At 67.1% G+C, this 19,593-nt stretch carries 20 protein-coding genes; 10 read left to right on the plus strand and 10 right to left on the minus strand.

Annotated features, from left to right (window positions below):
- The first annotated feature begins 32 nt into the window (after positions 1–32).
- From hyi to ypfJ, 5 genes are all read left to right on the plus strand, one after another.
- A complete protein-coding gene (gene hyi / locus AC3FKG_RS10455) occupies positions 33–815 on the plus strand; it encodes a hydroxypyruvate isomerase (protein WP_483709776.1) in 783 nt (260 codons plus the stop codon).
- A gap of 70 nt (positions 816–885) precedes the next feature.
- Positions 886–1,806, plus strand: coding sequence for a 2-hydroxy-3-oxopropionate reductase (glxR, locus tag AC3FKG_RS10460; protein ID WP_488743011.1), 921 nt, complete (start codon positions 886–888; stop codon positions 1,804–1,806).
- A 99-nt stretch (positions 1,807–1,905) separates the two neighbouring features.
- Positions 1,906–3,213 (plus strand): glycerate kinase type-2 family protein, encoded by a 1,308-nt coding sequence (locus AC3FKG_RS10465; RefSeq protein ID WP_488743012.1) that lies wholly within the window; start codon positions 1,906–1,908, stop codon positions 3,211–3,213.
- 76 nt (positions 3,214–3,289) lie between these two features.
- Positions 3,290–4,753, plus strand: coding sequence for a pyruvate kinase (gene pyk / locus AC3FKG_RS10470; RefSeq protein ID WP_483709780.1), 1,464 nt, complete (start codon positions 3,290–3,292; stop codon positions 4,751–4,753).
- Between the two features lie 234 nt (positions 4,754–4,987).
- Positions 4,988–5,866, plus strand: a complete 879-nt coding sequence (gene ypfJ / locus AC3FKG_RS10475) for a KPN_02809 family neutral zinc metallopeptidase (protein ID WP_488743013.1) — start codon at positions 4,988–4,990, stop codon at positions 5,864–5,866.
- Between the two features lie 254 nt (positions 5,867–6,120).
- On the opposite strand, the gene AC3FKG_RS10480 is transcribed toward ypfJ, so the two are convergent.
- From AC3FKG_RS10480 to AC3FKG_RS10515, 8 genes are all read right to left on the minus strand, one after another.
- A complete protein-coding gene (locus tag AC3FKG_RS10480; RefSeq protein ID WP_483709782.1) occupies positions 6,121–6,477 on the minus strand; it encodes a hypothetical protein in 357 nt (118 codons plus the stop codon).
- 253 nt (positions 6,478–6,730) lie between these two features.
- The gene (rnk, locus tag AC3FKG_RS10485; protein WP_488678547.1) at positions 6,731–7,150 is read right to left on the minus strand and encodes a nucleoside diphosphate kinase regulator; all 420 of its coding nucleotides are present in this window, start codon (positions 7,148–7,150) and stop codon (positions 6,731–6,733) included.
- A 543-nt stretch (positions 7,151–7,693) separates the two neighbouring features.
- Positions 7,694–8,140 (minus strand): Cd(II)/Pb(II)-responsive transcriptional regulator, encoded by a 447-nt coding sequence (locus AC3FKG_RS10490; RefSeq protein ID WP_483709784.1) that lies wholly within the window; start codon positions 8,138–8,140, stop codon positions 7,694–7,696.
- Between the two features lie 41 nt (positions 8,141–8,181).
- A complete protein-coding gene (gene speD / locus AC3FKG_RS10495; RefSeq protein ID WP_483709785.1) occupies positions 8,182–8,595 on the minus strand; it encodes an adenosylmethionine decarboxylase in 414 nt (137 codons plus the stop codon).
- Between the two features lie 10 nt (positions 8,596–8,605).
- A complete protein-coding gene (locus AC3FKG_RS10500; protein WP_483709786.1) occupies positions 8,606–8,773 on the minus strand; it encodes a hypothetical protein in 168 nt (55 codons plus the stop codon).
- A 4-nt stretch (positions 8,774–8,777) separates the two neighbouring features.
- The gene (locus tag AC3FKG_RS10505) at positions 8,778–10,292 is read right to left on the minus strand and encodes a DUF4178 domain-containing protein (RefSeq protein WP_488743014.1); all 1,515 of its coding nucleotides are present in this window, start codon (positions 10,290–10,292) and stop codon (positions 8,778–8,780) included.
- Positions 10,293–10,301: 9 nt separating this feature from the next.
- Positions 10,302–11,333 carry an SPFH domain-containing protein gene (locus AC3FKG_RS10510; RefSeq protein WP_483709789.1) on the minus strand — a complete coding sequence of 344 codons (1,032 nt, stop codon included), beginning with the start codon at positions 11,331–11,333 and terminating at the stop codon, positions 10,302–10,304.
- Positions 11,334–11,373: 40 nt separating this feature from the next.
- Complete coding sequence (locus tag AC3FKG_RS10515; RefSeq protein ID WP_483709791.1) at positions 11,374–11,760, minus strand: DUF350 domain-containing protein; 387 nt, start codon at positions 11,758–11,760, stop codon at positions 11,374–11,376.
- A gap of 177 nt (positions 11,761–11,937) precedes the next feature.
- Between AC3FKG_RS10515 and AC3FKG_RS10520 the strand changes: the two genes are divergently transcribed.
- The 5 genes from AC3FKG_RS10520 to AC3FKG_RS10540 all read left to right on the plus strand — a co-directional run bounded on the left by AC3FKG_RS10520 (position 11,938) and on the right by AC3FKG_RS10540 (position 17,719).
- Positions 11,938–13,449, plus strand: a complete 1,512-nt coding sequence (locus AC3FKG_RS10520) for a polyamine aminopropyltransferase (protein WP_488743015.1) — start codon at positions 11,938–11,940, stop codon at positions 13,447–13,449.
- Between the two features lie 21 nt (positions 13,450–13,470).
- Positions 13,471–15,138: an FAD-dependent oxidoreductase gene (locus AC3FKG_RS10525; protein WP_488743016.1), complete on the plus strand. Its 1,668-nt coding sequence runs from the start codon at positions 13,471–13,473 to the stop codon at positions 15,136–15,138.
- A gap of 76 nt (positions 15,139–15,214) precedes the next feature.
- The gene (locus AC3FKG_RS10530; protein WP_488743017.1) at positions 15,215–15,571 is read left to right on the plus strand and encodes a hypothetical protein; all 357 of its coding nucleotides are present in this window, start codon (positions 15,215–15,217) and stop codon (positions 15,569–15,571) included.
- Positions 15,572–15,683: 112 nt separating this feature from the next.
- Complete coding sequence (gene htpX, locus AC3FKG_RS10535; RefSeq protein ID WP_483709795.1) at positions 15,684–16,562, plus strand: protease HtpX; 879 nt, start codon at positions 15,684–15,686, stop codon at positions 16,560–16,562.
- Positions 16,563–16,663: 101 nt separating this feature from the next.
- Entirely contained in the window at positions 16,664–17,719 is a 1,056-nt protein-coding gene (locus AC3FKG_RS10540; RefSeq protein WP_488743018.1) for a GNAT family N-acetyltransferase, read from the plus strand.
- Here the strand turns inward: AC3FKG_RS10540 and arfB are convergent.
- Entirely contained in the window at positions 17,709–18,113 is a 405-nt protein-coding gene (arfB, locus tag AC3FKG_RS10545; RefSeq protein ID WP_483709798.1) for an alternative ribosome rescue aminoacyl-tRNA hydrolase ArfB, read from the minus strand. The two genes, AC3FKG_RS10540 and arfB, sit on opposite strands and share 11 nt — an antisense overlap.
- A 38-nt stretch (positions 18,114–18,151) precedes the next feature.
- On the minus strand, positions 18,152–19,540 hold the full coding sequence (locus tag AC3FKG_RS10550) for an FAD-binding oxidoreductase (RefSeq protein WP_488743019.1): 1,389 nt from the start codon (positions 19,538–19,540) through the stop codon (positions 18,152–18,154).
- Between the last annotated feature and the right edge of the window lie 53 nt (positions 19,541–19,593).

Raw genomic sequence — 19,593 nt, forward strand, 5'->3', positions numbered from 1 at the left:
GGAGCGACAACACAATTAAACCGGAGAGATTCATGACCAAACTTGCGGCAAACCTCACCATGCTGTTCAACGAAGTCGGTTTCCTCGACCGCTTCGAAGCCGCCGCCCGCGCGGGCTTCCGTGGCGTGGAATTCCTGTTTCCGTATGCGTTCCACGCGGACCAGATCGCGGACCGCCTGAACCGCTTCCAGCTCGACCTGGTGCTGCACAACCTGCCGGCCGGCAAGTGGGATGCGGGCGAGCGCGGCATTGCGTGCCACCCGGACCGCGTCGGCGAATTCCAGGACGGCGTGGGCGAGGCCATCAAGTACGCCAAGGTGCTGGGCGTGCGCCAGCTCAACTGCCTGGTGGGCATCCAGCCGCAGAACGTGAAGCGCGAGCAGGCGCAGGAAACGCTGGTGGAAAACCTGCGCTTCGCCGCCAACGCGCTGGCCGCCGAGCATATCGACCTGCTGATCGAGCCGATCAATACCTTCGATATCCCGGGCTTCTTCCTGTCGCGCACGCAGCAGGCCGTTGACCTGATCAGCCAGGTCAACGCGCCCAACCTCTACGTGCAGTACGACATCTATCACATGCAGCGGATGGAAGGCGAAATTGCCAACACCATCAAGGCGAACCTGCCGAAGATCAAGCATGTGCAGCTGGCCGACAACCCGGGCCGCAACGAACCCGGCACCGGCGAGCTGAACTACGCATTCCTGTTCAAGTACCTGGACGAGATCGGCTACACCGGCTGGATCGGCTGCGAGTACAAGCCGAAGACCACCACCGAAGCCGGCCTGGGCTGGCGCGCCGCCCACGGCGTGCAGTAACGACGTGCAGTAACGGGTTACCGCACACGCTATCCATCACAGACTTAACATCCAATCGGAGACTAACAACATGGCAAACCAACGCAATATCGGCTTTATCGGCCTGGGCATCATGGGCGCACCGATGGCAGGGCACCTGCGCGCCGCCGGCCACACGCTGTTCGTGCATGACGTCAACCCGGCCCCGCAGGTCCTGGTCGATGCCGGCGTGACGGTCTGCACCAGCGCCGAGGAAGTGGCCAAGCGCGCCGACATCATCATCATCATGGTGCCGGACACCCCGCACGTGGAAGCGGTGCTGTTCAGCGAGAAGGGCGTTGCCGCCGCGTTCAAGGCCGCCGGCAAGGAAGCCAGCTACAGCAAGATCGTGGTCGACATGAGCTCGATCTCGCCGATCGCGACCAAGGACTTCGCCGCGCGCATCAACAAGCTGGGCGCTTCGTACCTGGACGCACCGGTGTCCGGTGGTGAAGTGGGTGCCAAGGCCGCGTCGCTGACGATCATGGTCGGCGGTCCGGAAGAAGCGTTCGACCAGGTCAAGCCGCTGTTCGAGCTGATGGGCAAGAACATCACGCTGGTGGGCGGCAACGGTGATGGCCAGACCACCAAGGTGGCCAACCAGATCATCGTCGCGCTGAACATCCAGGCCGTGTCCGAAGCACTGCTGTTCGCATCGAAGGCCGGCGCCGATCCGGCACGCGTGCGCCAGGCGCTGATGGGCGGCTTCGCTGCGTCGCGCATCCTGGAAGTGCACGGCGAACGCATGGTCAAGCGCACTTTCGACCCGGGCTTCCGCATCGAACTGCACCAGAAGGACCTGAACCTCGCGCTGCAGGGCGCCAAGGCGCTGGGCGTGGCACTGCCGAACACGGCGACCGCGCAAGAACTGTTCAACACCTGCGCCGCGAACGGCTTCGGCAAGGCCGACCACTCGGCCCTGTGCCGCGCGATCGAGATCATGTCGAACCACGAGATCGCCAGCGCCAAGTAAGCGCTTCGTTGTACTCGCAATATCCGCAGTACCTGTAGTTGCAGCAAACGCCGTCCCCTTCGCCGGGGACGGCCTCAGTTTCAGTTCCCAGGATTCCCCATGCTCGACACCGAAACCAGCGCCGCCCTGCTGACCCCACAGCGCCCCAGCCTCCAGCCGCGTGCCCTGCTGCGCGACCTGTTCGATACCGCCGTGGCATCGGTCAGCGCCAGCCACTGCCTGCCCCCGCACCTGCCGCAGCCGCCAAAGGGCCGCACGGTGGTGATCGGCGCCGGCAAGGCCGCCGCCGCGATGGCGCAGGCGGTCGAAGCCCACTGGCAGGGCGAGCTGAGCGGACTGGTGGTGACGCGCTATGGCCACGGTGCCGACTGCAAGCGCATCGAAGTCGTCGAGGCCGCGCATCCGGTGCCCGATGAAGCCGGCGCCCGCGCCGCGCAGCGCATGGTCGAACTCGTGCAGGGCCTGAGCGCCGACGACCTCGTGCTGTGCCTGATCTCCGGCGGCGGCTCCGCGCTGCTGGCCGCGCCCGCGCCTGGCATCTCGCTGGCCGACAAGCAGGCCGTCAACAAGGCGCTGCTGCGCAGCGGCGCAAGCATCGGCGAGATGAACTGCGTGCGCAAGCACCTGTCCGCGCTCAAGGGCGGCCGCCTGGCGCTGCACTGCGCGCCGGCCCGCGTCGAGACCTTGCTGATTTCCGATATTCCCGGCGATGACCCGACGCTGATCGCCAGCGGCCCGACGCTGCCCGATGCGACCACGTGCGCCGACGCGCTCGCCGTCATCGCCAAGTACGGCATCGATGTGCCGGCCAATGTGCGCGCGCATCTGGAAAGCGGCGCGGGCGAAACGCCCAAGCCCGGCGATGCCCGCTTTGAAGGCCACCGCAGCGTGACGCTGGCGACCGCGCAGCAATCGCTCGAAGCCGCGGCGGCACGTGCGCGCGAACTCGGCTTCGAGGCGCACATCCTGTCCGATTGCATCGAAGGGGAGGCCCGCGACGTGGCCGTCGTGCATGCCGCCATCGCGCGCCAGATCGCGCAGCATGGCCAGCCCTTCAGCAAGCCATGCGTGCTGTTGTCGGGCGGAGAAACTACGGTGACCGTGCGCGGCAAGGGCCGCGGCGGACGCAATGCCGAGTTCCTGCTGTCGCTCGCCGTCGCGCTCGACGGACTGCCCGGCGTGCATGCGATTGCGTGCGACACCGACGGCATCGATGGCTCCGAGGACAACGCCGGCGCCCTGCTCGCGCCCGATACGCTGACGCGTGCCGCGGCACGCGGCCTGTCGGCCCGCGCGCATCTTGAAAACAACGACGGCTATGGCTTCTTCGCCGGCGTGGACGACCTGATCGTCACCGAGCCGACCCGCACCAACGTGAACGACTTCCGCGCGATCCTCATCGTCTGAGCATCGCGACCGACCGAACCGCATTACCGGCACGCCAACCATGGCGCGCCGTTCCGAGAATGGAAGAGGAGACATCATGAGACGCCAGCGCAAAGCCAAGATCGTTGCCACGCTCGGACCCGCGAGCACCGATATCGCGGTGATCCGACAGCTGTTCGAAGCCGGGGCCGACGTGTTCCGCCTGAACTTCAGCCACGGCACACATGAAGACCACCGCGCGCGTTACGACGCCGTGCGCCAGATCGAAGCCGAGACCGGCCGCCCCATCGCGATCCTCGCCGACCTGCAGGGCCCCAAGCTGCGCATCGGCGTGTTCGCCGCGGGCAAGGTGGCAGTGCGTGCCGGCGATCCCTTCGTGCTCGACAGCGATCCCACGCCCGGCGACGGCACGCGCGTGCATCTGCCGCACCCCGAACTGTTCCGCGCGGCGCAGCCGGGGCAGTCGCTGCTGATCGATGACGGCAAGGTGCGCCTGGCGATCGAGGCCGTGGCCAGCGGCAGCATCACCACGCGCGTGGTGAACAACGGCACGCTGTCCGACCGCAAGGGCGTGAACGTGCCCGACGCGGTGATCCCCATTCCCGCGCTGACCGAAAAGGACCGCAAGGACCTGGATTTCGCGTTGTCGCTCGGCGCCGACTGGATCGGCCTGTCGTTCGTGCAGCGCCCGTCCGACATCGTCGAAGCACGCGAGATCGTCGGCACGCGGGCCGGCATCCTGTCGAAGATCGAAAAGCCGGCCGCGCTGCAGCAGCTCGAAGAGATCGTGCGCGTGTCGGACTCGGTGATGGTCGCGCGCGGCGACCTCGGCGTGGAACTGCCGCCCGAGCGCGTGCCCGGCGTGCAGAAGCGCATCCTGCGCGTGTGCCGCCAGCTCGGCAAGCCGGTGGTGATCGCCACGCAGATGCTCGAGTCGATGATCGATTCGCCGGTACCGACGCGTGCCGAAGCCTCCGATGTGGCAAGCGCGATCTACGAAGGCGCCGATGCGGTGATGCTGTCGGCCGAGTCGGCCAACGGCCGCTACCCGGTGCCGGCCGTGTCGATGATGAACCGCATCGTCACCGAGGTCGAGCGCGACCCGCTGTATCGCAACCTGCTCGACGCCCAGCACGAGACGCCGCTGAACACGCGCCAGGACGCGATCTGCGCGGCGCTGCGCGAAGTCACGCAGATCATCGGTGCGGCGGCGACCGTGACCTACACGTCCTCCGGAGCCACGGCGCTGCGCGCGGCGCGCGAGCGGCCGTGCGCGCCGATCGTCAGCATCACGCCGAACCTGGAAATCGCACGCCGGCTGGCTATTGCCTGGGGTATCCACTCGACCGTGAGCCCGGACGTGCAGAGCGTCGACGAGATGGTGGAAGCGGCTACGCGCGCTGCGCTGGTCGAAGGCTATGCCGCGCCCGGCGACCAGATCACGATTGCCGCCGGCATGCCGTTCGGACAGGGCGGGACGACCAACCTGCTGCGTGTGGCCGAAGTCGGTGGCAATGCAGTGGCCGCGGTGGACGCCGCCCGGGAGGCCGCCACGGTCTGATCCGCTTTCTTGTAGTGGCCGGGGCACTGGCCGTGCCCCGTGGTGCCAGTTGCCGCCCGCCACCCGCGAAGGCCTTCTCCAAGGCTGCGCGGGTGGCGTTTTTTTGGGGAACGGGTTGCCGGAAACCGGACGCGTGGTCCTGCCCGCCGGCCATCGCGCACACGAAAATGCCCGTCAACCCGCATTGCTATACTTCAATCCAAACCCCTTCCCCCAATCCCCGGAGCACCCCCCATGCGTCTCGATGACGAATCCGAAAGCCAGAACGTGGAAGACCGCCGCGGCGGCTTTGGCGGCGGCGGGTTCGGTGGTCCGAAGACCATTGGCATCGGCACGGTCATCATAGCCCTTGCCGCCTCTTACTTCTTTGGTATCGATCCCTCGGTCATCATGCAGGGCGCGTCGGTGCTGCAAGGCCAGCAGGCCCCCCAGCAGCATCAGCAGGCCAACCGCCCGCCGGCCAATGACCAGATGACGGTGTTCACGCGCAAGGTGCTGGGCAATACCGAGCGGACATGGGAGCACATCTTCGAGACCGAGCTGAACCGGCGCTACGATCCGCCCAAGCTCGTGCTGTTCTCGGGCGCGACGCCGACCGCGTGCGGCACGGGGCAATCGGCCATGGGTCCGTTCTACTGCCCCGGCGATCACAAGGTCTATATCGACCTGGCTTTCTATGACGAGCTGCGCCAGCGCTTCGGCGCGGGCGGCGATTTTGCGCAGGCGTATGTGATCGCGCATGAAATCGGCCACCACGTGCAGAACCTGCTGGGCGTCTCCGACAAGGTCGATGCCGCGCGCCGGCGCATGGGCGAGGCGCAGGCCAACCAGCTGTCGGTGCGCATGGAGTTGCAGGCCGATTGCCTGGCCGGCGTCTGGGCCGCCAATGCGCAGCGGGCCAACCAGCAACTGCTCGAACCCGGTGATATCGAGGAAGGCCTGAAAGCCGCCGCCGCCATCGGCGACGACCGGCTGCAGAAGCAGTCGCAAGGCTATGTCGTGCCGGAAGCCTTTACCCATGGCACCAGCGAGCAGCGCGTGCGCTGGTTGCGCCAGGGCCTGACCACGGGCGATATCCGCAAGTGCGACACCTTCGCCGCGCGCCAGCTTTGACCCGGCCAGTGTGATGCGAACTTTGTTCGCCACGTAATGCTTGTCCCTTCCCGAGGCACGGCGCGACGAAACGGACGCACGGGCGCACGACCGCCACCGGATCGGATGCCGGAGTCAGCTTGTCATCGTCAGGGGAAAAATCGCCTGCCCGGCGCAGAGAGAAGGAGGAGGAGGTCTGCCGGGCAGGCGGGAGAGAAAACTTGCGGCCACCGAAGGTGGCCGCTGCAGGTCCTGAGAGAACCCTGGCGAGTGCGTCAGACGCGATACCCGTAGAGCGAACCGTCGCCGGTGCGCGAGTTGTCGGTCGAGCTCGCGGAGATCTCGCCGCTAAATACCGCTCCGTCCGTATAAGGATTGAAGCGGTCCGTGCGCGCCCCGTCGGTGTACGGGTCGTAGCGGTCCTTGCGCGCTCCGTCGGTGTAGACGTCGTACTTGCCTTGCTTGGCTCCGTCCACATACGGGTCAAACTTGCCGGTGACACTGCGCAGTGCATCGGCGTACACATCGAATTTGCCGGCCTTGCTGGTCGCGGCGGGGGCAGCGATCGACGCGGCCGATGCGACCAGCGCCGCCACCAGGAACGCGCCGCCAAGAATGCGTTTGGCGATCATTTCGGACTCCTTCAACTGATTTCGTCTTGCTTTGTGTGACCAGCTAACGTCTTGCCGCCACGCAATCTTTGTTGCGGTGCGAGCACGGACTGAAGCTTAGTCACTGGCTACGTCATCGGAAATGACGCTGCGACGAATGGTGAGTTGATAGTCGTGAAACGACGGACTTGGTGACGAACGGCGTGTGTGGACCGCTATCCGCACGGTGCGCGCCCATTGGAACCGGGGGCCGTGCGGCCCTCGTTCCACAGGATCAAAGCGTGTACTGGCCGCTGGCCTCCGGCTGGAACGTGATCTCGGTGACCGTCACGTGCTGTTCGCGGCCATCGGGCATGCGGTAGCTGACGGTCTGCCCGGCGCGTGCGCCCAGCAAGGCATGGCCGACCGGCGACAGCACCGAGAGGCGGCCGGCATCGAAGTCGGCTTCGTCGGGGTAGACCAGCGTCCACTGGCGCGGCGCGGCATCGCCTTGCAGCGCGCAGACCAGGCGCGAGTTCATGGTGACCACGTCGGTCGGGATCTCCTGCGGCGTCACGATGGCCGCGCGCGCGAGCAGTTCATCGAGCATATCGGCCATGTGGGCCGCGCCGGGGCGGCTGGCCATGCGCTCCAGGCGCGTGACGTCGAGCTCGGTCAGGTAGAGGGTCGTTGCGGTCGGGTTGGTGGCCGTCATGGCTAATCCTCCGTCAGGTATCGGTGGCGGTCAGGTGAAGTCCGGCACGGCGACCGGACGGCATTGCCGACGGACCATGCGGGAACATCTGGGAACAGTGAACGGTGAAGCGGTGAATCAGTGCCGGCGTTGCAGCGTCACGCGGCGCCGGCAAGGCGCATCGGTGTCACGCGGCAGGCGTGAGGCTCGGGCCCGGTTCGGCCCGGGCCCCTGGTGGTGGGACTGTCAGGCTGGGAACCGGGCGGGATCAGGCGGAGCGCTGACCCGGCGGCGGGGCGTCGTGCGCGTGGCCAGTGCGGGAGCGCCGGCGCGCGCGCGCACCTGTCGCGCGGGGCGGGCAGGTACGGTGGGCAGCGAACGGCGGGCTGGCATGGCGGTCACGCGGATAACAGGAATCAGGATAGGAAACCCGGAGTGGATCGCGGCAACGGCAGATCCGAACATCCGGCAACAGGGCCGACAGGGCTTCGTTTGCCTGCGCACCGGCCTGGTGCAGGAACGGCCATCGTAGCACAGGCAGATGGCCGGCGCGGCGCGCCCGGTTCAGTGGGCGTGGCCAGTGGCGGGCGCGTGGCATTCGCACGGCGCGCCGGCCGCAGCCTGCTGCAGATTCTGCAGGATGCCGCATTCGCTGGCGGCCTGGTGCTGGTGATGACAGGTCTCGCGCAAGGCGCGCAGCTGGCTTTCCAGCGCTTCCAGCGCCACGCGCTGGGCGTGGATCTGTTCGATCTGGCGGTCCAGCAAGGCGTTGACATCGTCACAGTCCTGCGACGGATTGCGTTCGAAATCGCGTAGGCGGCGCACGTCCGACAGGCTCATGCCCAGCGACCGGCAGTGCCGCACGAAATTGAGCTGCATCAGGTGGGTGTCGCCGTAGCGCCGATAGCCGTTGGCCTCGCGCTGCGGGGCGTCGAGCACGCCTTCGCGCTCGTAGTAGCGGATGGTTTCAATATCGCAACCGCTATGCCGGGAAAGTTCGCCGATTCGCATGGAGCCGGAATCTCTGTAGTGACTACGGGGTTTTGCGTAGTCTAGCGCAGACCCGGCGAGCTTGCCGAAGCGTCCTCAGCAGCACCGGCAATGCCCCGCGCCTCGTCGCGCAGCGTCGTGGCGCGCGGCGCCAGCGCGGCGCGGATATGTTCGGCGGCGAGTTCGGGCCTGGCCGTACCGCACATGAAGATATCCACAGCCGCGAAGCCGTATTCGGGCCATGTATGGATGCTGATGTGCGACTCCTTGAGCAGCAGCACGCCCGTCACGCCAAGCCCCGGCCCGAAATGCTGGAAGCGCGCATCCACGGGCGTTGCGCCGGCCGCCTGTGCCGACGCGTACAGCACGCGCTCGACCAGCGCCGCGTCGGTCAGCAATGCCGGCGCGACGCCCTGCAGGTCGAGCAGCAGGTGGCGGCCGAGCACGGCCGGGCAAGGCAGTTGCGGTGCGTTCACGATGCGCGTCTCACTTGTGCCCGCCACCCGACGACCAGCTGCCGCCGCCGCTGCTGCCGCCCCATACGCGGCCGGAACCGCCCGAGCCGCCGGCTTTGTAGTCGCTGCCCGAACCGAGGTTGTAGAACGTCGCACCGAACAGCACGATCAGGCCGTAGATCAGATAGAGAAGTCGCACGTCATCAGTCCTTGGCTGACCAGCGGCCCACCAGCCATAGCGGTACCCACAGCAGCAGCAGCCCGAACACCAGCGTGACCCAGCCACTGTCCTTCACCAGCGCCACCGGTACATTGAGAATGGCCAGCGCAATCGCGTACCACTTCGCCGCCTTGCGGCAGAAGGCCAGGTCGGCGTTGTCGGGCTTCTTGCGCAGGGCCGCGCCCGGCTGCGCCGCGGCCGCGGTCAGCGCCTTGTTCCGCGGGAACCACTGCGCCACCTGCATACGCGCGACCGGGGCGGAGCGCGTCCAGACGATCTCTGTCGCGGACGTTTCACGCGTGAGCCGCAGTGCCTGTTCGCCGAATTCCGTGAGCTGCGTGCTGTCGCCCACGCGCACGCGCCAGTTGAACGTGCCCGCGGCATAAAGGACTTCGCTGCGGTAGTCGAAGCCCTTGCGGAAGTTCTTGCCCTGCAACGTGGCCACCTCCGCCGAGGCCATGCGCGGCCAGGTGTCGAGCACTTCGACCTTGTCCCAGCCGCTGTCCTGCTCGACCAGCCAGAACAGGCCGCGCTCCTCGTTGAAGAGCAGGTATTCGACCCATGTCGACGCTTCGTCCTCGTCGTTGTCCGTGCATTGCATCAGGCCGAGGACGGCATAGGGCTTGCCGCCGATCTGGCCGATATCGCCCGGCGCCAGGCTGGTTTTCAGCGCCTCCAGTTCCTCGTGCTTTTCGAGCACGATAGCGGTGGAGGTGGTGCAATCGACCTCGCTGTGGCAGCTGCCGCAGACGACGAAGCTCGCCATGCCGGCGCGATAGGCAATCGGGCTGCCGCAGTTCGGGCACGCCAGCGATACCGCCTTGCCGCGATAGCGGTCCGCCGTGCGGCCGACCTCATCGGCGCCACGCAGAAGCTGGGCCTTGAGCTGGTCCAGCGTGACCAGCTGGCCCATGTAGACGGCCGGCGGATAGCCGTCGGCATAGTCGAGCGTCAGGAAGCGGCCTTCGTCGCGGAAGTCTGCCACCTGCGCGGTCCAGCCCGTGCCGACGACGAATGGCAACTCGCCTTCGCCGCCCGTGCAGCGCGCAGTGCGCACATCGCCCGCGAGCCAGCGGCGCTTGTCGTAAAACAGGCTGTCGCCGGGGCGCAGCGACTCGAACTTCGGTGGCTTGTCGAATTGTTCGGCCGCGGCCAGTTCCGGCGATACGCGGCGCGTGAGCATGTATTGGCCCGATGCATCGGCCAGCCAGCCGTCGCTGCCATCGTCGAACAGCAGGTACCACTCATTCCACAAGCCGGCTTCGTAACGCAGCTGGATGCGCCCGACCAGCGTGAAGCTCTGCCCCTGCCACTGGCCCGACGCGTGGAGCTGCAGCGGCGTGTAGTCTTCGAGCACGGCCGACATCTTGCCGATGTCCTTGACGGACTCGGCGTCCTTGACCAGCGTGCTGTGGCAGTACTCGCAGACCGCCATGACGGCGGCGGAGGAACGGAACGCGACCTCCGCGCCGCAACCGGGACAGTTGACCTGTTGCATGCAGCCCCGTCAGCCGACCAGCTTCTTCAGGATCTCCGCCTTGGCGCTGTCGAACTCGGCCTGGGTGATCAGCGCCTTGTCGAGCAGTTCCTTGAGCTTCTGCAGGCGCGCGGCCGGATCTTCCGCAGGGGCAGCCGCCGTGGCAGGCGGCACCGCAGGGGCGGGTACGCCCGGTGCGCCCGCTGTCCCAGCCAATCCGCCGGCCATCGCTTGCCCCATCACCGCCCCCGCGGCCAGGCTCGCGCCCAGGCCGGCGACGCCGCCTTCATTTTGCGCAGCCAGCGGGATCGAACTGGCGACCTGGTACTGCGTATACTTCGCCATGTCCCCCATCATGCCCATCGAGATGCGGGTGTCGATGGCTTTCTGCAGTTCTTCCGGCAGCGAGACGTTGGTGACCGCGAAATTGTCCAGCGCCACGCCGTAGCGCTCGAACTCCGGCGCCAGCCGCTCGCGGATGGTCTGCGACATCAGCGCCTGGTTGGCGGCCATATCGAGGAACGGCAGCGACGACGCGCCGAGCGCGTTGGTCATGGTGGCGATCAGCAGGTTGCGCAGCTGCTCTTCCACTTCATCGCGCGTGTATTCGGCGCGTGTGCCGCTGATCTCGCTGTAGAACTTCGCCGGGTCCGCGACCTTGTACGAATACAGGCCGAACGCGCGCAGCCGCACCATGCCGAAGTCCGCGTCGCGGATAGTGATGGCTTGCGGCGTGCCCCACTTGCGGCCGATCTGCAGGCGCGTACTGAAGAAGTAGACGTCGGACTTGAAGGGCGACTCGAACAGCTTGTCCCAGTTCTTCAGGTAGGTCAGCACCGGCAGCGTCTGCGTGGTGAGCTTGTACATGCCGGGTCCGAACACGTCGGCGATCTTGCCTTCGTTGACGAACACCGCCATCTGCGACTCGCGCACGGTCAGGCTGCCGCCGTACTGGATCTCCATGTCCTCCATCGGATAGCGCCAGGCCAGCACGCCGTCGGTGTCCTCCGTCCACTGGAGGATGTCGATGAACTGCTTCTTGATGAAAGAACCGATGCTCATGTCAGGTCTCCTTGCGGCGGGGATGCGAGCGAAGCGCGTTTCAGGACAGGCAGGCCGCGTTGATCGCGCCCACGGTGACCGAGATGGTGCCCATCAGGGCGCCCATGCCGATATTGTCGGATTCGATGGCGGCGTCCATGTCGGGCAGCGCGCGCGTCAGGCCCGCGTAGACCAGCGCCTGGACCACCATGGCGCCGACCGCCCACATCAGGAATGCCGGAAAGGTGTCGTTATGCTGGATCGACGACGACAGCGTGAAGCAGAAACCCAGGATCGCGCCACCGAGCGACAGCGCCGCCGCGATGTTGCCCTGGCGGATCAGCGCGAACTCGTGGAACGGCGTGATCCTGGTGTAGACTCCGACGAACACGGCAAGCAGTACCAGGCTTGCCAGCAGGTGCAGGGCGTAGGCGTAGATCGGTTGCATGCTGTTCCCGTGGCGGTTGTCGACAGCGCCGGTGTCCGGTGACATGGAACCCTTGCCGGGCATGTCATGGACATTTGACTACGATTGCGCCGGCAGTGCGCGAATGCGCCGCAAGTATATCCGCAGTCTCATCCGCTCGATCTCCCGATCCTCGCAAATTCCCCAGACCGCCGCCTGATGCGCGACCGTACCCTTGTCATTTCGGTGTTGATCGTAGCTTCTTGCGGGCTTGGCTACGAACTGATCGCCGGCGCCTTGTCCAGCTACCTGCTGGGCGACTCCATCCTCCAGTTCTCGTCGATCATCGGCTGCTACCTGTTCGCCATGGGCGTGGGCTCGTGGCTGTCGCGCTATGTAAAGGACGAGGACGTGCTCGCGCGCTTCATCGACATCGAGGTGCTGGTCGGCCTGCTCGGCGGCATCTCGGCGGCGCTGCTGTTCGTGGTGTTCGCGTGGCTGTCGGCGCCGTTCCGCACGGCGCTGTATGCGCTGGTGTTCCTGACCGGCGTGCTGGTGGGCATGGAGATCCCGCTGGTCATGCGCATCCTGAACGCGCGCCGCGCCGAATTCAGCGACCTGGTGAGCCGCGTGCTGACGTTCGACTACCTGGGCGCGCTGGCGGTGTCGCTGGTGTTCCCGCTGGTGCTGGCGCCGCGGCTGGGCCTGTCGCGCACGGGCTTCCTGTTCGGCATGCTCAACGCGGCGGTGGCGCTCTACACCACGCGCCTGTTCCGCGACGAGCTGCCGCAGGTGCCGCTGCGCACGATGCGCGCGCTGGTCGTGATCGCGCTGCTCGGCGCGGGCTTTGCCGGCTCGGACCGGCTGACGCACTGGGCGGAGCGCGGGCTGTTCGGCGACGAGATCATCCACAGCGAATCGACGCCGTACCAGCGCCTGGTGATCACGCGCTGGAAAGACGACCTGCGTCTCTACATCAACGGCAACCTGCAGTTTTCCTCGCGCGACGAGCACCGCTACCACGAGGCGCTGGTGCATCCCGTGCTGCAGGCACTGCCGTGGGCGCGCACGGTGCTGGTGATCGGGGGCGGCGACGGCCTGGCGCTGCGCGAGATCCTGCGTCATCGCCATATCGAGCATGTGACGCTGGTCGACCTGGACCCGGCCATGACTACGTTGTTCTCGCAAAGCGCACCGCTGCGCGCGCTCAACCGCGATTCATTGCGCGATGCGCGCGTGAAGGTCATCAACGCCGATGCCGCGCAATGGATGGAGCAGAACGCGGACGTGTTCGACGCGATCATCGTCGACCTGCCCGATCCGTCCAACTTCGGGCTCGGCAAGCTGTACTCGGTGCCGATGTACCGGCTGCTGTCGCGGCACCTCGCCGAGAAAGGCTATGCCGTGGTGCAGTCCACCTCGCCGTACTACGCGCCGCGCTCGTTCTGGGGCATCGACGCGACGCTGCACGAAGCCGGCCTGCATACCTGGCCTTACCACGCCTATGTGCCGTCATTCGGCGAATGGGGTTTCATCCTCGCCGGCAAGCGCGGCGACTACACGCCGCCCACGCACTACGACATGCCGATGCGCTTCCTGGATGCGGACAGCACCGCGCTGATGTTCCGCTTTCCGCCGGACATGGCGCCGCGCGCCGGCCACCCTAACCGGCTTAACGAGCAGTCGCTGGTGCATGACTTCGAGCGGGACTGGGGCAATGTCATCCGCTGATACGTCGGTGCGCGCACGGTGATGGATCGCCGCACGTTCCTGATCGGCGCGTCGGCCGCGCTGGCCGGCTGCGACAAGCTGGGCGATGCGTCGCGCCGCTTCCTGTCCGGTGTCGGCATGTACGAGCCCACGCCGGTCGTGCTGCGGCCCGGCATGGCACAAGGGCACGCCTTGCGCGACGCCGCGCAGTGGCCCAAGCCCGATGGCGAGCTACGCACGGATGTCGCGGTTCTCGGCAGCGGTGCCGCGGGCCTTTCCGCTGCGTGGCAGCTCGCGCGCGCGGGCCTGCGCGATTTCATCGTCATCGATGGACCCGAGTTCGGCGGTAATACGGCGGCCGGGCAGTTTGGCGACCTCGGCTTCCCACGCGGCGCGCACTACCTGCCGCTGCCGTCGGCGGAATCGACCCATATGCGCGAGATGCTCGCCGACGTCGGCGTGATCGAGCACGATCCGTTCAGCATGCGCCCGCGCTTCGATGAACGCGTGATCGTGCATGCGCCCGAGGAGCGCCACTTCCGCAATGGCCAGTGGCATGACGGCCTGCTGCCGACCGATGCCCTCGGTGCCGGCGAGAGCGAGCAGCATGCACGCTTCTTCGCGCGTATCGGCGAACTTCGCGACGCGCACGGCGATGACGGCCGCAAGGTCTTTGCGATCCCGCTCGCACTCGCTTCGCGCGACCCGAAGTGGACGGCGCTCGATGCACGCACCTTCCGCCAGTGGCTGCTGGACGAAGGCTTCACATCGCCCACGTTGCACACGTATGCCGACTACTGCTGCCGCGACGACTACGGCGCGGGCCATGGTGCCGTGTCGGCCTGGGCGGGGCTGCACTACTTCGCCAGCCGCGGCGGCCATGCGCGGAACGCTGCGGATGGCGCCGTGCTGACCTGGCCGGACGGCTTGCACGGATTGGTGTCGAAGCTGACTGCACGCATCGACGCATTGACGGGGCGCGCGGACTGGCATCGTGCAGGCATGGCACTCAGGCTCGACGAATCGCGCGAGGGCGTGGACGTGCTCTGCACCGGCATGACGGATCGCGACGGCACCCCGCGCACCGTGCGCCTGCGCGCGCGCCGCGTGATCTGCGCGATGCCGCTGCACGTCGCCGCGCACCTGACGCCGCTCGCGCGCTTCGGCTTCGATCCGGCGCGCCATCTGCCGCCGCACGCGGCGTGGCTGGTGTCGAGCTTTTACCTGCGCGGCTTTCCCGGCGAGGCACCGGGCGTGCCGCTGGCCTGGGACAACGTCGTGCACGGCTCGCGTGCGCTGGGCTATGTGGTCGCGACGCATCAGCTGATCCGGCAGGCGCCGCCGGCGCGCACGGTCTTCACCGCCTATTGCCCGCTCGATGCCGCCGCGCTGGGCCGCCCGACGCAGCCGGCCGAGATGCGGCGCTGGCTGGCCGACGCAAGCGCAGCCGAACTGATGGACCATGCCGTGACCGACCTGCGCGAAGTGTACGGGCGTGGCTTCTGGCGCCACGCCGACCGGGTGGAGATCACGGCACGCGGCCATGCCATGGCGTCGCCGCTGCGTGGCTTCCTGGCCAACGCCGGCACGAGCGCACTGCGTGACGTGGAGGGTCCGATCCAGTTCGCGCACGCGGATCTGTCGGGCCTGTCGGTGTTCGAAGAGGCAACCTGGTGGGGCACTCGCGCGGCCGCGCGCATCGTGGGCTAGCGCTCATTACGTCACCGCGCACGCCATGACCATCCTGTAGAATTCCGGGCACCCCCATTTGATTTTCCGCTGTCGCGTGCGCAATATCCGGCTCTTCCTGCTGGTTCTGATGCTGGCCTTCCTGCCGTTCCAGGCATGGGCCGGTACAGTCGCGCCCGTCACGGAGGTAGCCCACCCCGCCCTGCAAACGGACAGCCACCCGGCCGGACTGTACAAGGCGGCGCAAAATGCCGCGCCTTGCAGCACGGCTCCGGCGGATCCGGCCGACGCGCCCGACACGTCGCCGGCCGGCATCGACCTTGCGGAGCAGCTTCTGCCCGCGCCAGAGCTCCGTTTTGCCGCCGGCCCCGCCCAATCCCGGCCGCCGCGCTATGCGGGGACTGCCCTCCCCGACCCCGACCTTCCGCTCCTGCCGCGTCCTCCGCGCGGCTGACACCCAACTGCGCGGCATTCGCCGCGCATGACCGTTCCTGCGCGCCGTGCCATCCAGGCGCCGCGCGCCCCTGCGGCTCGTCCGCGCCTATCCGTAGTCCAGTTCCACTCTCATGAAACGCGTCCTGCTTTTCCTGGCGACCAACCTCGCCGTCATGCTTGTCCTCAGCATCACCGCCAGCGTCCTTGGCGTGAACCGCTTCCTGGCCGCCAACGGTCTCAACTTCGGCATGCTGCTCGCCTTTGCCGCGCTGATGGGCTTCGGCGGCTCGTTCATCTCGCTGCTGATGTCCAAGACCATCGCCAAGTGGTCCACTGGCGCGCAGGTCATCACGCATCCGAGCACAAGCACCGAACTGTGGCTCGTGCAGACCGTGCAGAAGCTGTCGCAGAAGGCGGGCCTGCCCATGCCCGAAGTGGCGATCTACGAGGGCGAGCCCAACGCGTTCGCGACCGGCGCGACGAAGAACAGCTCGCTGGTGGCCGTTTCCACCGGCCTGCTGCAGTCGATGTCGCATGACGAGGTGGAAGCCGTGCTCGCGCATGAAGTGGCGCACGTGGCCAATGGCGACATGGTGACGCTCACGCTGATCCAGGGCGTGGTGAACACGTTCGTGATCTTCCTTGCGCGCGTGGTCGGCTACTTCGTCGACTCGATGCTGCGCAAGAACGATGAGGAGTCGAGCGGGCCCGGCATCGGCTACATGGTCACCGTGATCGTCTGCGAGATCGTCTTCGGCATCCTGGCCAGCATCATCGTCGCTACCTTTTCGCGTCGCCGCGAGTTCCGCGCCGACGCAGGCGCGGCGGGCCTGATGGGCTCGCCGGCGCCGATGGTCGCCGCGCTGCGCCGCCTCGGCGGCCTGGAGCCGGACGGCCTGCCGCAGAACATGCAGGCCATGGGCATTGCCGGAGGGAAATCATGGATGGCGCTGTTCTCCAGCCATCCGCCGATCGAGCAGCGCATCGCCGCGCTGCAGTCGGCACGCTGAAATCCGATCCATCGCTGCGATCCGTCCGGGAATGCCACGACGGCACCCGGGGCGGACATCGCAGGCATCCTGTCAGGGGGCAAGAGATGCAAGCGAAGCTGTTGGACACGAACAGTACCGCGTGGCGCGCCGCCCTGGAGCGCTGTAGCCACGATTGCTATCACACGCCGGCGTGGATGAAGACGGCGCAGAACAGCGAGCGCGGCCAGGCGTTCGCCTTGCATGCGACGGATGGCGACCATGAATTGCTGGTTCCGTACATCCGTCGCCCCATCATCGGGGATCTGTGGGACGCCACCTCGGCCTACGGCTATGGTGGCCCGCTCGTGAGCACCGGGGCGCCGGCGAATTTCGCGGATGCGGCATTCTGCGCCGCGGTAGCGATGCTGCGCGAAGCCGGCTGCGTGTCTTGGTTCCTGCGGCTGCACCCGCTGCTCAATGCGCAATGGAAAAGTTCGCTGGGGCTTGTGCTCGAGCAGGGCCAGACCGTGTCGATCGACCTGACCAAGGCGCCCGAAAAGCACTGGCAGGAAACGCAGTCACGCCACAAGCTCGGCATCAACCGCGCCCGGCGCGCAGGCGTGACGGTGCGGCTGGACCGCGACTTTGACGCGCTGTCATGCTTCATCGACCTCTACAACGAGACCATGACGCGCCGCGGTGCGGCGGAGTACTACTTTTTCGACGTGCAGTACTACCGTTCCCTGGTGGAAGAGCTCGGCGACGACCTGCTGCTGATGGTGGCGGAGGAAGCGGACGAAGTCATCGGCGGCGCCCTGTTCACGCTGTCGCGGCGCTCGGGCATCATGCAATACCACCTGTCCGGGTCCGACTGGGACTACCGCCACCGCCAGCCGACCAAGATCATCATCCACACCGCCCGCGAATGGGGCCGCATGCATGGCTTCTCGCGGCTGCACCTTGGCGGTGGCCTTGGCTCCGCGGCGGACTCGCTGCACGAATTCAAGCGCGGATTTTCGCCCGACACGCATGTGTTCCGCACGCAGCGCGTGGTCGTCAACCGGCAGGCCTACCAGTCGCTCTCGGCGGGGCGCATCGCTTCGACCGGCGATCTCCATGGCTATTTCCCGGCCTATCGGCGGCCCGTCGCTGCCATGGCGCACGCGTGCAGCGAACTGCCCGAGCTTACTCCGTGACGCGTCCGCGCAGCGCTTTCACCTGGCTGCGCTGGCTCTTGCCTTCCAGGCGACGTTTGCGCGAAGCGAGCGTCGGGCGGGTCGGGCGGCGCGTGCGTGGCGGTGTCGCCACGCTGGCTACCAGTTCGTGCAGCCGCCGGATGGCATCGTCGCGGTTCAGTTCAAGGCTGCGATGCTGCTGCGCCTTGATGACCACCACGCCATCACGCGTGATGCGGTGGTCATGCAGCTGCAGCAGGCGCGCCTTGTGGTCCGGCGCGAGCGAGGACGCGTTCACGTCGTAGCGCAGGTGCACCGCGTTGGACACCTTGTTGATGTTCTGCCCCCCCGCGCCTTGCGCGCGGATCGCGGTGATGTCGTACTCGTGGTGGGGGATGAGGAATTCGCCGGACATGCGCGCATCATAACAAGGCGCATGTCCGGGCAATGCGGCTATGCAGCCGGCGCGATGTTCTGGTTCACGCGGAACAGGTTGTCCGGGTCGTACTTCTGCTTGATGCGAGCCAGGCGCTCGAAATTGGGCCCATAGGCCGCGCTGATGCGGCCGGCTTCATCCTCGGTCAGGAAGTTCACGTACACGCCGCCGGTCGCATAGGGCTCGGTGGCGCGGAAGAAGTCGCGCGCCCAGGCCACGCAGGCTGCGTCCTCGGCGGGACTTTCCCATCGCGTATGGACGTTCATGACATAGCGCGCATCCCGGTGGTGGTAGGCCGTGGCATCCGCGGCAACGCTGTTGGCCCGCCCGCCGACCTGCCCGATGAAGATCTCGGAGTGCGGCGAAGGCAGGCGGCCGGAGTAATCGATCATGGCATCGATGGCTTCGTCCGGCAGCTGCGTGAAGTTGTGCGATTTCCAGTAGTTGCGCGCGCCCGGCGCCAGCAGCGGGTCGAATGCCTGCTGCCAGGCCACGTAAGGCATGGCGCCCGTGTGCTCGCCGAGCACGGTGCCAAAGCTGCGCAACGGCGCCAGCAGTGGCTCGCCCTGCGCCGGATCGCCCGCGTAGAACACCGCCAGCACCACCACGTCGGTGCCGTGGGCGGCGGTCGGCAGGAACGGCAGCGGCGGCGCCTTGCGCAGCACGACCCAGATATTGAGGTCCTCCGGCATGGCTTCGGTGAACACCCGGTACTGGCTGAGCACAGCGCGCCCCTGCGCGGCGGGAAACACCAGCAGGCCGGCCAGGATCTGCGGTCCGACAGCGTGCAGCCGGAATTCGAACAGCGTCACCACGCCGAAGTTGCCGCCGCCGCCGCGCAGGGCCCAGAACAGGTCGGAGTGGGCCTGCTCGCTCGCGTGGAGGCGCTGGCCATCGGCGGTCACGACTTGCGCCGACAGCAGGTTATCCACAGTCATGCCGTACTTGCGCGTGAGCCAGCCGAAGCCGCCGCCAAGCGTCAGCCCGGCCACGCCCGTGGTCGAGTTGATGCCCAGCGGCGTCGCCAGCCCACAAGCCTGGGCCTCGTGGTCGAAGTCGGCCAGCAGCGCGCCAGGCTCCACCCAGGCGCGCCGTGTGCCGGTGTCGATATGAACGGCGCGCATGGCGGACAGATCGATGACGACGCCGTCATCGCAGAGCGCCTTGCCGGCAATATTGTGGCCACCGCCGCGCACCGCGAGCAGCAGGCCGTTGTCACGCGCAAAGGCCACGGCTGCCGCGATGTCGGCAACCCCGGCGCACTGCACCACCACGGCGGGGCGCTTGTCCACCATGGCATTCCAGATCGTGCGCGATTCGTCGTAGCCGGGCTCGCCGGACAGCAGTACCTTGCCGCGCACGGCCGTGCGCAGTGACGCAAGCAGGTCTTTCGACAGTGCAGGCATGGCGAACCTCCGCATCGACATCACGGGGCCGCCATGCGCAGGGGAAAGCGGGC

It is taken from the genome of Cupriavidus sp. 22TCCZM04-2, from assembly GCF_057798895.1.

What these genes read in the sequence shown, in the direction of transcription:
- hyi (WP_483709776.1), top strand. Translation starts at nt 33, where the DNA reads ATGACCAAACTTGCGGCAAACCTCACCATGCTGTTCAACGAAGTCGGT.
- glxR (WP_488743011.1), top strand. Translation starts at nt 886, where the DNA reads ATGGCAAACCAACGCAATATCGGCTTTATCGGCCTGGGCATCATGGGC.
- AC3FKG_RS10465 (WP_488743012.1), top strand. Translation starts at nt 1,906, where the DNA reads ATGCTCGACACCGAAACCAGCGCCGCCCTGCTGACCCCACAGCGCCCC.
- pyk (WP_483709780.1), top strand. Translation starts at nt 3,290, where the DNA reads ATGAGACGCCAGCGCAAAGCCAAGATCGTTGCCACGCTCGGACCCGCG.
- ypfJ (WP_488743013.1), top strand. Translation starts at nt 4,988, where the DNA reads ATGCGTCTCGATGACGAATCCGAAAGCCAGAACGTGGAAGACCGCCGC.
- AC3FKG_RS10480 (WP_483709782.1), bottom strand. Translation starts at nt 6,477, where the DNA reads ATGATCGCCAAACGCATTCTTGGCGGCGCGTTCCTGGTGGCGGCGCTG.
- rnk (WP_488678547.1), bottom strand. Translation starts at nt 7,150, where the DNA reads ATGACGGCCACCAACCCGACCGCAACGACCCTCTACCTGACCGAGCTC.
- AC3FKG_RS10490 (WP_483709784.1), bottom strand. Translation starts at nt 8,140, where the DNA reads ATGCGAATCGGCGAACTTTCCCGGCATAGCGGTTGCGATATTGAAACC.
- AC3FKG_RS10505 (WP_488743014.1), bottom strand. Translation starts at nt 10,292, where the DNA reads ATGCAACAGGTCAACTGTCCCGGTTGCGGCGCGGAGGTCGCGTTCCGT.
- AC3FKG_RS10510 (WP_483709789.1), bottom strand. Translation starts at nt 11,333, where the DNA reads ATGAGCATCGGTTCTTTCATCAAGAAGCAGTTCATCGACATCCTCCAG.
- AC3FKG_RS10515 (WP_483709791.1), bottom strand. Translation starts at nt 11,760, where the DNA reads ATGCAACCGATCTACGCCTACGCCCTGCACCTGCTGGCAAGCCTGGTA.
- AC3FKG_RS10520 (WP_488743015.1), top strand. Translation starts at nt 11,938, where the DNA reads ATGCGCGACCGTACCCTTGTCATTTCGGTGTTGATCGTAGCTTCTTGC.
- AC3FKG_RS10525 (WP_488743016.1), top strand. Translation starts at nt 13,471, where the DNA reads ATGGATCGCCGCACGTTCCTGATCGGCGCGTCGGCCGCGCTGGCCGGC.
- htpX (WP_483709795.1), top strand. Translation starts at nt 15,684, where the DNA reads ATGAAACGCGTCCTGCTTTTCCTGGCGACCAACCTCGCCGTCATGCTT.
- arfB (WP_483709798.1), bottom strand. Translation starts at nt 18,113, where the DNA reads ATGTCCGGCGAATTCCTCATCCCCCACCACGAGTACGACATCACCGCG.
- AC3FKG_RS10550 (WP_488743019.1), bottom strand. Translation starts at nt 19,540, where the DNA reads ATGCCTGCACTGTCGAAAGACCTGCTTGCGTCACTGCGCACGGCCGTG.